We start from the raw sequence: 10,910 nt of genomic DNA, 5'->3' as shown, positions 1-10,910 counted from the left end.
CCCGGTCAATGTCGCAGTGCCGATGCCCCCTTGGTGGCGTTGCCCGCAATTGCGATCGCTGCGCCCAGGGCACCAATGCTGACGGTCGTTGTCAGGCCACCCGTTGAATTGTTGTCAGAGGCAACAGTGCCCACCACACCATCCCAATTGGTGGTCGTATAGACCGACATGTAGTCACGGAACACGCTCTCACTATACGTGGTCACGATCGTTGCCGTCGTACCGGTTGGCACGAGGGCCGACCACACTGACAGATAGACCACACCAGAATTGAAGATGCTTTCCACCTGAGCGAGAAGGGTGGCAGCCACACCCCCAATCGTCATACTGTTGACGGTCACTGCACTTTCGTAAGCGCGAATTTCCCCGCACCTTTTGCTGTTGAGTGCTCTGATGCATGCAGGTGTCCACCGAAATAGGTGGACACCTTGTGATGGAAGAAGATGAGCAGAAACTGCGGGTGAGGCTTGTCGGTCGGGACGGGCGACGCCGATACGAGGCCGCATCGAAGGAGCGTCTTGTCTCGGCCTGCCTTGAGCCTGGCGTGTCGGTATCGAGGCTCGCGCTCGAACATGGGGTCAATGCGAACCTTCTTCGGAAGTGGATAAAGAAGCGCGCGGAGACCCAGTCCCTCCCGCCGTCCCCGCCACCTGCGTTCATCCCGGTTCAGATTGAAAGCACTTCCGATCGGGCCTTGCTGCGACAGAGCAGCATGGCTGCGGTGGATTTGCCGGAGACTTGCGATGGGGTGCGTTGGTCGGCATCGAAAAGGACAGCGCATTTGTCCTCTCCAGCCAAGGTGAGCGCGTCGCTGCCGAACGGCGTGACGTTGACGCTGGAATGCGGTGATCTGGATGCATTGACGGCGACCATCGGAGCACTGGGTCATGTTCAGACTGGGCGCTGACCTGAAAGTCTACCTGCACCGCGAGCCGATCGACTTCCGGGCCGGCATCAACAGCCTCGCGGTTCTGGTCCAAGAGACGATGGCGCTCGATCCGTTTGCTCCGGCAGTTTTTGCGTTCTGCAATCGCCGTCGCGACCGGATGAAGCTCCTGTTCTTCGATCGGTCGGGCTTTGTGCTGGTCCTGAAGCGGCTGACCGAGGACAGGTTCAGGTGGCCGCGCCGGGAGGCAGCGGTGATCACGCTTACGACCGAGCAATTGCACTGGATCCTCGATGGCATCGATATCGATGCGATGGTCCGCCATCCGGTGCGGCAATATCAGGTTGCCGGTTGAGGGCTCTCGAATTGAGCGATTGACGCGGCGGCATGCTTTCGATTCAAGAATCTGATGAATCGACCCGGCGAACCGACTGTTGAAGAGTTGATGGCGCGCATTGCTGCGCTGCAGGCGCAGAACCGTCAACTCGCCGAACGGGTCGTCAAACTCGAGGAAGAGCTGGCGCTTGCACGACTGCATCGTTTTGCGCCGAAGAGCGAAAAGCACATTGACCGCCTCTTCAATGAAGCCGAACAGGCCGCGGATGAGGATGACGCCGACAGCGAAGATGGCGATGTCGTTGTCCTGCCGGACACGGGCTTGCCGGCGACCGAAGGGGCGACGGGAAAGAAGCGCGGCCGCAAGGCCTTGCCGGAAAACCTGCCGCGCGAGCGTGTCGAGTACGACCTTCCCGACGACCAGAAGGCTTGTCCTTGCTGCCGTCATCAGATGCATCGCATGGGCGAGGCCGTTACCGAGCAGCTTCATATCGAGGTGAAGGCGAAGGTTCTGCAGAATGTGCGGTTCAAATATGCTTGCCGCCATTGTGAGCGTACCGGCATCAACACGCCGGTCGTGACCGCGCCGATGCCCGCGCAACCTTTGCCGGGCAGCATCGCCACGGCTTCGACGCTGGCCTTCGCGCTCGTTCATAAGTACGTCGACGGCACACCGCTCTACCGCCTGGCGCAGGCCTTCGAGCGCGCGGGTGTTCCTGTCAGCCGTGGCGCTCTGGGCCACTGGGTGATCGGCTCGAGCGAAAAGCATCTCTCCCGCATCTATGACGCCCTGAAGCTGCGGCTCAGATCGCAGCCCCTCATCCATGGCGACGAGACCACGGTCCAGGTGCTGAAGGAAATGGACAGAGCGGCCGCCAGCACCTCGTACATGTGGGCATACCGGAGCGGCCACGACAGTGACGAGCCGATCGTGCTGCTCGATTATCAACCGGGTCGCGGCCAGATACACCCGCAGACTTTCTTGGGCGATTACCGCGGCATCGTCATGAGCGACGGCTATTCCGCTTGGCGCACGCTGGAAGGGGCAACGCATCTTGGCTGCATGGCCCATTCGAGGCGGCGCTTCGTCGATGCCCTAAAGGCGAGGAAGAAAGGCGGCGGCCCGCCGGAACAGGCACTCCGGTTCTTCGAACAGCTCTATCGGGTTGAAAGGCAGGCGCGGAACGAAATCCCCGATGACGGCGAAACGCGAGATCACTGCATTCGCCGCTTCCGCCAGCAACATAGTGTCCCCATCCTCCAGGCTCTCAAGGCATGGCTCGACGACATCGCCCCAAAAGTCTTGCCGGACAGCAAGCTCGGCGACGCCGTGTCCTACACCCTGAACCAATGGGGATATCTGACGCGTTACACCGAGGACGGCAGCATGCCGATCGACAACAATCTTCTCGAGCGTGACATCAGGATTTTTGCAACTGGCAGGAAGAGTTGGTTGTTCAGCGATACCGTCGACGGAGCCAAGGCCAGCGCCGTCATCTACAGCCTGACGTTGACCTGCCGCGCCTGTGGCGTCGAGCCGTTAGCGTGGTTGCGCCACGTCCTCACTGAACTGCCTCAGCGCCCCGAGAACGTGGCTATCGACGATCTCCTGCCCTTCAACTTCCTCAAAGCCGCCGCAGCCTGACCCGACGCGTCCGTCTGAAAGCGATCAGTTGTTGCAAGGGCCGTCAATGTGCGGGGAAATGAGCGCTTACGCACTTTCGGTGTCAGTGGTCTCAGTTGTCACGATGACACGACGATTAGCGTGTGGCGCGACAAGAAGCGGAATGCTGGTGTGGGTGTAAACGGTCGTGGCAGTCGAGTCTTCGTGAGTGCCATTGAAGACCAGATCTATCGGGAACATTTTCTCCCAGACGCCCGAGCTGCGCACATAGACCTGTCGAGCCTTGGTCCAGAGGCTTGAGATTTTCACCCATACGGCGCTAGCCGCCCCCCAGACCCCGGAGGCTTTGACGTAAAGGGCCATTACGGCTGCACCCAGAAATCACCGTCCACGCCGCCAGAAGGGGCAGCGGCCGAGATCGTGACGCTGCGATTTGCCATCGTGCCGACGCCGAGAAGCGCCTTGGTCTGGGCAATGGACTGCGGTCGACGATAATTGTCCCCGGTGCCGTCACTGGACACGCGACCGACGAAGCTCGTCACAGCGTCGGCACCTGTGGCGTAGGTCGAGCGGTACAAACGCGTCGTGATATCACCAGCGCCATCGCGCTGAGGCGATGAACATGTATGGCGAGAGCAGAACGTTTGGGGCGGGACGAAGAGGTTGCGGAGGGCTGACAAGGTCGAGACGAAGCGTTGCAGGCCTCCCGGCGATCGGACCTCTGCATCATCCGCTCCCGTTTTCGCGGCGGCACATGGGAATTCTCCGCTCCGTTGTTCAACCCCTTGTGCGACCGGTGCTTGACGTCCGGCATCACCTGTCGCTTTGCCGCTCCATACGAGCGCAGCTAGTCGGTGATCATGCGCTTCGGCGCGAGCCCCTGCTTCTTCAACGGCCGCGTCAGCAAGCGCTTGGCGGCCTTGGTGTTGCGGCGGTTTTGCACGATTTCGTCCAGCACATATCCATCCTGGTCGACGGCGCGCCACAACCAAAGCTTTTTGCCGGGCGATGGTGACGACCACTTCGTTCAGGTACCAGACATCATTCCGGCACGGCGGCTTGCGGCGCAAGCAGCGAGCGCAGTCCAGCCCGAACTTAGATGCCCACCGGCGACTTGTCTCATACGAAACCACGATGCCGCGTTCCAGCAGCATTTCCTCAACCAGGCGCAGGCTCAGCGGAAACCGGAAATAAAGCCAGAGCGCGTGGGCGATAATAGGCGGCGGAAATCGGGGGGCGTGTAGCTGACGGCGGGCGTATTCATGCCCCCCGGCGTCCATGTCGCAAATCTTGACGATTGCTTTGTGTGTCAAGCCCGCCGCAGGTCTCAACGCGTTCATATGCAGACATTGTGAAAATCGCCCTATTCCGCCTTTTTTTACCGCCCCTTAAGTCCCCCGCTCGCATGCTTGTCGATGCATTGAACTCATAGCCATCGGCCAAGGATTTTGGAAAATATGTTTCCGCTCGCAGCAGAAAACGTGAGAGTCGCTGTAGGCCTAACGTCAAGGGGAGAGAGCGGTTTGATTGGACGAAATGGGTACCGGAGTACCGAGTCATGAAGCCACGAGGTAATCTGGTCCGACTGAAGCAATTTCAGGTGAATGAGAAGCGACGACAGTTGCACCAGCTAGACATCATGATTGCCGATTTCGAACGCATGGCGCGAGAACTGGAGTTCCAGATAAACGCCGAGGAAACGAAGGGCGGCATCTCCGATGTCAATCATTTCGCTTATCCGACGTTCGCCAAGGCCGCTCGCCTACGTCGTGACAACGTCAAGAATTCGCAATCGGACCTTCTGCGGCAGAGAACCGCAGCCGAGCCATGCCTCGCCGAGGCTGAAGCAGAGCTCTCCAAGGCGCAATTGCTAGAATCGCGCAGCGGCAGAGGCCACGACCTCGAACCCGGCAACCGAAGCGCCATGATCGGCTGAGCCGGACGGCTTCAGCGCGCCTCAATTCGCGACACCGACTGGCCGTTGGCGCGCGAGAGGCGTGCGGGCACTGTAAAGATATCAGCGTCTTGATGCAGCGATAGCTGGTCGGGACGGCTGTCATGCTGCGGCGACATACGCGATTTTGTCCAGATTTGCATAGCGGCGTTACGCAGGTATGGGGGAAAGTGGAATTGGTTGGCAATCGGATCATCGGTGGAGACGAACCGCTGCCGGCGGACCGGCGCCTGGCGGCAACGCCTGGCGCTTTCGGCGGCGGCGGTAACGGCAAAGCAGGCTGGCCGCGTCGAGGATGAAGCGGCCCCTGCGTGATGCCGTTCTGCTCACGGCCGGGAGACGGGGTCGGCCCCGCCGGCCGGATGCTGCTCGCTTGGCGCGGCACCGTAAAGTCAACCGACAGCTTATGAAGATGTGCTTACATTGGGCCATGTCAGAAGTTGCTCGTGGTCCGCTCTATGATCGCCACCGCTTTCCCCCGAGATCATTGCGCACGCGGTATGGCTCTACTTTCGCTTTCCGCTCAGCCTGCGCATGGTTGAGGACATGCTGGCGGCCCGCGGCATCATCGTCACGCATCAGACCGTTCGAAGCTGCGCGGAGAAATTCGGACGGCATTTCGCCCAGGAGATCAATATCAGCCGGCTGCCTGGGCGACAAATGGCATCTCGACGAATGTGTCGTGGCTATCAGTGGCAAGAAGCAGTGGCTCTGGCGTGCCGTCGATCAGGACGGCTTCGTCCTCGAAGTGCTGGTACAAAGCCGCCGAAATGCGAAGGCGGCAAAGCGTCTGATGCGCAAGTTGCTGAAAGCTCAAGGGCGGACACCACGGATCATGATCACCGACAAGCTCCGATCCTATGATGCCGCCATGCGCGACCTCTTGCCCGGCGTCGAACACCGGTCGCACACAGGCCTGAATAATCGAGCGGAAAATTCGCACCAGCCGACCCGACGACGCGAAAGGATCATGAAACGCTTCAAGTCGGCACGCCAGCTTCAGCGGTTCGTTTCCATCCATGATCCGATTGCCGACCTGCTCACTTTCCCTGCAATGCGCTGTCATCGGCTCAACATCGAGACCTGCGTAACGCCCCCATGCAAATCTGGAACAAAATCGCGTGTGTCGCCACAGCGTGACAGCCGTCCCGGCCAGCTATCGCGTGCATCAAGCCGCTGAAACTTACAGTGCCGGGCGCGCTGCTACCTGAATTTCCTTAACGCTCATTCAATGTGACAGCACCGATTCTTCTCAACCGCGACATGCCCTAAATCGCCACCTGCGTGCCGATCTCGACCACACGTCCGGTCGGGATCTGGAAATACTCCGTCGCATCGGCCGCCGAGCGGGCGAGCCCGATGAACAGCTTGTCCTGCCACACCGGCATGCCGGAATTGGGCGATGCCTTGAGCGAGCGCCGCGACAGGAAGAACGACGTCGTCATGATGTCGAACTTCCAGCCCTGCTTGCGGCAGATCGCCAGCGCGCGCGGAATGTTGGGCTGCTCCATATAGCCGAAGGTCAGCGTCACCCGCATGAACAACTCGTTGACTGTCTCCATCTTGACCCGCTCGCTGTCGGGCACCAGCGGCTGCGGTGCGGTGACCACCGACAGAATGACGTTCTGCTCGTGCAGCACCTTGTAGTGCTTCAGGCTGTGCATCAGCGCTGTCGGCGCGCTTTGCGGATCGCTGGTCAGGAACACGGCGGTGCCGGACACCAGCTGCGGCTTCTTCTTCAGCAGATTGCCGGCGAGGAAATCGAGCGGGATTTCGTTGCGCCGGGTCTTGTCGAACAGATAGCGGCTGCCGCGCACCCAGGTCCACATCGCCAGAACGATGGTGAAGGCCACCGCAAGCGACGCCCAGCCGCCCTCGAACACCTTCACGATGTTGGAGGCGAAGAAGCCGATGTCGATGAAGCCGAACAGCGCCGTCATGGCGACCGCCACCCACAGCCGCCATTTCCAGATGCGGGTCATGACGACGAACAGCAGCACCGTCGTCACCAGCATGTTGCCGGTCACCGAGATGCCATAGGCGGAGGCGAGCTTGCTCGATTCGCCGAAACCGACGACCAGCAACATCACCGCCAACGCCAGCAAAACATTGACGCGCGGCATGTAGATCTGGCCCGACTGCCGTTCCGACGTGTGCAGGATTTCGAGGCGCGGCAGCATATTGAGCTGCACCGCCTGCCTGGTCAGCGAGAAGGCGCCCGATATGACCGCCTGGCTGGCGATGACCGTCGCCGCGGTTGCCAATACCACCATCGGGATCAGCGTCCAGCCTTCGTTCATCTCGAAGAATGGATGGCCGACGTGACCGTTCTTGGCCAGCACGAAGGCGCCTTGCCCGGCATAATTGAGCAGCAGGCAGGGAAACACGATCGCCAGCCAGGCCAGCACGATCGGCTTGCGGCCGAAATGGCCGAGATCGGCATAGAGTGCTTCGGCGCCGGTGACGGCGAGGAAGATGGCGCCGACGGTGACGAAGGCGACGTCGGGCGAATTAATCAGGAAGGCGACGATGTAGTGCGGGCTCACCGCCCACAGGATTTCTGGATCGGCGATGATGTGGTTGAGACCGGAAAGGCCAATTGCCAGGAACCATACGGCGGTCACCGGGCCGAACACCAATCCCACCCCGCCGGTGCCAAAGCGCTGCACCGCGAACACCATGGCCAGGATGACCAGTGTCAGCGGCACCACATAGGGCTGGAAGGTCGGCGTGACGACGTTCATACCCTCGACCGCCGACAGCACCGAAATCGCGGGCGTGATGACCGCGTCGCCGAAAAACAGCGAGGCGCCGACGATGCCGATGCCCAGGATCACCGCCGACCGCTTGGGGAAACTGCCGCGCGCTAGCGCCATCAGCGACAGCACGCCGCCCTCGCCGCCGTTATCGGCGCGCAGCACGAACATGATGTACTTGATGGTGACGATGATAGTCAGCGACCAGATGATCAGCGACAGCACGCCGAGGATATCGCCGCGCTCGGCGACATTGCCGCCCGACGACGCCACCAGCGCCTCACGGAACGCGTAGATCGGGCTGGTGCCAATATCGCCATAGACAACGCCGAGCGCGCCTAGCATCAGCACCTTGGTGCTGTCCTGTTCGATTTCGGGATGGCTCGATTGTTCGACGGGTTCTGCCTCGCTACCAGCATTGGTAAGGGCCATGGACGACACTCCGATAAGGGGCGGCCCTCTACCTTTGCTGCACTGCAATATCAAGTGCCGCGACGTAATGGCTCCGTATGCGGACCGCATTTGTCGCCGCACCGGCGGATTGTCTCATACGAAACCACGATCCCGCTCCCAGGCCATTTCCTCGACGAGACACAGGCTCAAGGGGACCTGAAGGAGGGCCAGACCGGATGGGCGATGATCTGCGGCAGGAAACGATGGCGCTGCTTGTAGCTGACGGCATATCTTTCTCCTTTGTGTGTCTGCCAGACGAGCGGGCGGGCACGGAAGTGGTCGCGCTCTACTGCCAGACATACTCGTCCAACCTGATGAAAACCTGACTTGTACACCCAGCCCAAACAGGTGCGAGGGGTCGGTCTATTACCAAAGGCTCTGAGGGCTGATTCTCTAGGGTTCCCGCCCAGATTGATCCGTGACCCTTGTTGTGTGCCGCCCCGGGTTGATCGGAGGCTCCAACTCCTGAGAAGGTGAAACCATGACAAGCAAGGCGACCAACAAGTTCTCTCCCGCGGTCCGGACCCCCGCGGTGCGGCTGGTTCTGGATCACGAACGCGAGCATACGTCGCGGTGGGCGGCGGTTTCATCGATCGCCGCCAAGATCGGCTGCAAGAAAGCCGAGCGTGACGGCGGCGTGCGCGCCGGAGTTCCCACGGATGCTGCGACGAAACTGAAGGCTCTGGAACGCGAGAGCCGCGAGCTTCGCAGGCCAACGAGAGCAAGGCTTCCGCGTATTTTGCCCAGGCGAAGCTCGACCGCCGGTTCAGGCCACGATCGCGTTCATCGACGATCACCGCAAGGCGCATGGGGTTGAGCCGATCTGCAAGGTGCTGCCGATCGCCCCGTCGACCTACCACGACCATGTCGCCAAGCGCGTCGACCCCTGCCGGCTGTCGGCTCGGGCAAGATGGGATACAGCCTCGAAGGATGAGGTCCGACGGTTTGAGGCGAACTTCCGCGTCTACGGCGTTCGCAAGGTCTGGCGGCGGTTGCGTCGCGAGGGCTTCGACGTCGCCCGCTGCACGGTTGCCCGCTTGATGAAGGCCATGGGCCTCGAAGGCATCGTCCGCCGATCCGCACTACGGTGAGCGACAAGGCCGCACCTTGCCCTCTCGACCACGTCAACCGCCAGTTCCACGCTCCGCGCCGAACATGCTGCGGGTCTCCGACTTCACCTGCGTCGCGACCTGGACGGGCTTCGTCTATGTCGCCTTTGTCATCGACACCTATGCCCGTCGGATCGTCGGCTGGCGGGTGAGCCGGACGGCGCATGCAGCCTTCGTTCTCGATGCCCTGGAACAGGCTCTCCATGATCGGCGGCCCGTGCAGGGAGGCGGGCTCATCCATCACAGCGATAGAGGCAGCCAAGGCGGATTCAACCGGATCGTCGCAACACCGGCATCATACTGTCCCCCAAGGAGCTGGTCGAGGAGTTCGGCAGGTGTTTTCCAGCCGAGCGTTTTGCGCGGTCTTGTGTTGATAGCATGGGCGACTGCGTCCAGTTCCCGGGCTGTGTGCCGACTGAGATCCGTGCCCTTTGGAAAGTACTGTCTCAGCAAGCCGTTGGTGTTTTCGTTGGAGTCTCGCTGCCACGGGCTTGGGGATCGCAGAAGAAAATCTCGAGCCCGGTGTCGATGCGCAGGTCGGCTGCTGCGCCATTTCCGCTCCATGGTCCCAAGTCAGCGACTGACGCAGTTGCTCGGGAAGTTTGCCCATGGATCGGGCTATGGCTCTGCGGACTGCTTCAGCGCCGTGGGCGGCAAGTGGTGGACCGTTCTTGATGCGCAGGCTCTGCTGATAGCCATGCATGCGCGGCAGGTGAAGCACGCATTGTGAAGCGTGAACTTCGTTCCACGAGCGTACGATCGCCTAGCTTCCGAGGCCAAGGATGAGGTCGCCTTCCCAATGTCCGGGGACAGCCCGATCGGCAATTTCGGCCGGACGGTCGCTTATTATAAGGGCGTCTCCAATGAAGGACTTGTTGCGAACTCGGGCCCGTTCGCGCGGTACGCGCAACGCTCGGCTAACGCAGACATGCGGTCAGTCCTGGGCGCAATGCTCCGCGTCCTTGAATGTACAAGGACTGATAGATCGTCTCGTGGCTGATCCGCATGGTTTGATCCTCTGGGTAATCGATCTGAAGCCGATTTAGCGATCTGCTCGGGGCTCCAGGCTGCCGACCACCTCCGGCTCTGTCGTTTTTTCCATACCCACCTTGGGGCCCTCGAATGAGGCGCCATTGGGGTTGGTGACTTTGCCGGCCAAGCGCTCCTCAACATATTCACGCAGAGCCGGATTGACCGCCAGCTTGCCAGGAGGCCGCCGGGACTCACGATCGGCGTGCCATTGTGCGGCACTGGCCGGTAATCCAGATTGCCGCTGCGCGTCGCGGCATTGCGCCTGATCTCCCGCGAGATTGTGCTCGGCGGCCGACCTAGTTGTTTAGTCCCAAGGTTTGATGGGTTGGATCGAGCCTGAATCGTTCGGGCTCTTTTGTCCAGATTTTGCAGATGTATTCAAAGGGCGTGAGGCCCTTGAGGGTCTTCAGTCGACGGCCGAAATTATAGGCTAAGACGAAATCGGCGAGATGCTGGCGCAGTTGGTCATGGCTCTCGTAGTAGAAGCGTTTGACGGTCGCATCCTTGATCGTGCGGTTCATGCGTTCGACCTGGCCGTTGGTCCATGGGTGCCTTGGCTTTGTCGTTCGGTGGTCGATATCGGCCTTGGCGCAAGTATGTTCGAAGGCGTGCGCCCATATGATTTCTCCCGCCGCCATGGCTTCCTTGATCAGCGGAACGGCCGAGCCGCCGGCACCTGGGGTCGTGAACTGAATGCCGTAGCACCTGCGGAATGAAGGAGCGGCGGCGGCCGAGACAGCGGTGCGCGCAGCTTTTCGCT

8 protein-coding genes, 6 pseudogenes and 1 other annotated feature are annotated in these 10,910 nt (G+C 60.9%); of the genes and pseudogenes, 8 read left to right on the top strand and 6 right to left on the bottom strand.

The window, feature by feature from the left end:
• Positions 1-5 precede the first annotated feature (5 nt).
• A complete protein-coding gene (locus tag NKL04_RS19160; RefSeq protein WP_156951541.1) occupies positions 6-341 on the bottom strand; it encodes a hypothetical protein in 336 nt (111 codons plus the stop codon).
• 92 nt (positions 342-433) lie between these two features.
• On the opposite strand from NKL04_RS19160, the gene tnpA reads away from it, so the two are divergent.
• From tnpA to tnpC, 3 genes are read left to right on the top strand one after another with little or no spacing between them, the layout of a single operon-like run.
• Entirely contained in the window at positions 434-907 is a 474-nt protein-coding gene (gene tnpA, locus NKL04_RS19155; RefSeq protein ID WP_023700916.1) for an IS66-like element accessory protein TnpA, read from the top strand.
• Entirely contained in the window at positions 888-1,241 is a 354-nt protein-coding gene (gene tnpB, locus NKL04_RS19150; RefSeq protein ID WP_023700917.1) for an IS66 family insertion sequence element accessory protein TnpB, read from the top strand. The genes tnpA and tnpB overlap by 20 nt, the downstream gene beginning before the upstream one ends.
• Positions 1,242-1,295: 54 nt before the next feature.
• Positions 1,296-2,867 carry an IS66 family transposase gene (gene tnpC, locus NKL04_RS19145; protein ID WP_023700918.1) on the top strand — a complete coding sequence of 524 codons (1,572 nt, stop codon included), beginning with the start codon at positions 1,296-1,298 and terminating at the stop codon, positions 2,865-2,867.
• A gap of 341 nt (positions 2,868-3,208) precedes the next feature.
• Here the strand turns inward: tnpC and NKL04_RS19140 are convergent, their stop codons facing one another.
• A complete protein-coding gene (locus NKL04_RS19140; RefSeq protein WP_031194388.1) occupies positions 3,209-3,388 on the bottom strand; it encodes a hypothetical protein in 180 nt (59 codons plus the stop codon).
• Positions 3,385-4,110: pseudogene (locus NKL04_RS19135) on the bottom strand (IS6 family transposase). Before NKL04_RS19135 ends, NKL04_RS19140 begins: the two are co-directional and overlap by 4 nt.
• A 294-nt stretch (positions 4,111-4,404) precedes the next feature.
• On the opposite strand from NKL04_RS19135, the gene NKL04_RS19130 reads away from it, so the two are divergent.
• From NKL04_RS19130 to NKL04_RS19120, 3 genes and pseudogenes are all read left to right on the top strand, one after another.
• Positions 4,405-4,782, top strand: coding sequence for a hypothetical protein (locus tag NKL04_RS19130; protein WP_023690673.1), 378 nt, complete (start codon positions 4,405-4,407; stop codon positions 4,780-4,782).
• Positions 4,783-5,016: 234 nt separating this feature from the next.
• Positions 5,017-5,180, top strand: a pseudogene (locus tag NKL04_RS19125) (DUF1403 family protein); the annotation flags it as partial.
• 50 nt (positions 5,181-5,230) lie between these two features.
• Positions 5,231-5,940 (top strand): annotated as a pseudogene (locus NKL04_RS19120) (IS6 family transposase).
• 128 nt (positions 5,941-6,068) lie between these two features.
• Here NKL04_RS19120 and NKL04_RS19115 read toward each other — a convergent pair.
• Positions 6,069-7,988 (bottom strand): potassium transporter Kup, encoded by a 1,920-nt coding sequence (locus tag NKL04_RS19115; protein WP_352723999.1) that lies wholly within the window; start codon positions 7,986-7,988, stop codon positions 6,069-6,071.
• 197 nt (positions 7,989-8,185) lie between these two features.
• Here NKL04_RS19115 and NKL04_RS19110 point away from each other — a divergent pair, with 197 nt between their 5' ends.
• Both NKL04_RS19110 and NKL04_RS19105 read left to right on the top strand, forming a co-directional pair.
• Positions 8,186-8,335, top strand: coding sequence for a hypothetical protein (locus NKL04_RS19110; protein ID WP_023703136.1), 150 nt, complete (start codon positions 8,186-8,188; stop codon positions 8,333-8,335).
• A gap of 155 nt (positions 8,336-8,490) precedes the next feature.
• Positions 8,491-9,380, top strand: a pseudogene (locus tag NKL04_RS19105) (IS3 family transposase); the annotation flags it as partial.
• Positions 8,741-8,857, top strand: a sequence feature (AL1L pseudoknot). (Overlaps the previous pseudogene by 117 nt.)
• Here NKL04_RS19105 and NKL04_RS19100 read toward each other — a convergent pair.
• Both NKL04_RS19100 and NKL04_RS19095 read right to left on the bottom strand, forming a co-directional pair.
• A pseudogene (locus NKL04_RS19100) lies at positions 9,359-10,492 on the bottom strand (IS30 family transposase); the annotation flags it as partial. The pseudogenes NKL04_RS19105 and NKL04_RS19100 overlap by 22 nt on opposite strands.
• Positions 10,447-10,761, bottom strand: a pseudogene (locus NKL04_RS19095) (integrase core domain-containing protein); the annotation flags it as partial. The pseudogenes NKL04_RS19100 and NKL04_RS19095, both read right to left, overlap by 46 nt.
• Positions 10,762-10,910 lie beyond the last annotated feature (149 nt).

This window comes from Mesorhizobium sp. C264A (genome assembly GCF_040324515.1).
Taxonomy (GTDB): domain Bacteria; phylum Pseudomonadota; class Alphaproteobacteria; order Rhizobiales; family Rhizobiaceae; genus Mesorhizobium.
This window is presented reverse-complemented; position numbering and strand designations above follow the sequence as displayed.

Bases quoted from the DNA above. Each gene is read 5' to 3' on its own strand.
- tnpA (WP_023700916.1), top strand. From the start codon at position 434: ATGGAAGAAGATGAGCAGAAACTGCGGGTGAGGCTTGTCGGTCGGGAC.
- tnpB (WP_023700917.1), top strand. From the start codon at position 888: ATGTTCAGACTGGGCGCTGACCTGAAAGTCTACCTGCACCGCGAGCCG.
- tnpC (WP_023700918.1), top strand. From the start codon at position 1,296: ATGAATCGACCCGGCGAACCGACTGTTGAAGAGTTGATGGCGCGCATT.
- NKL04_RS19130 (WP_023690673.1), top strand. From the start codon at position 4,405: ATGAAGCCACGAGGTAATCTGGTCCGACTGAAGCAATTTCAGGTGAAT.
- NKL04_RS19115 (WP_352723999.1), bottom strand. From the start codon at position 7,988: ATGGCCCTTACCAATGCTGGTAGCGAGGCAGAACCCGTCGAACAATCG.
- NKL04_RS19110 (WP_023703136.1), top strand. From the start codon at position 8,186: ATGGGCGATGATCTGCGGCAGGAAACGATGGCGCTGCTTGTAGCTGAC.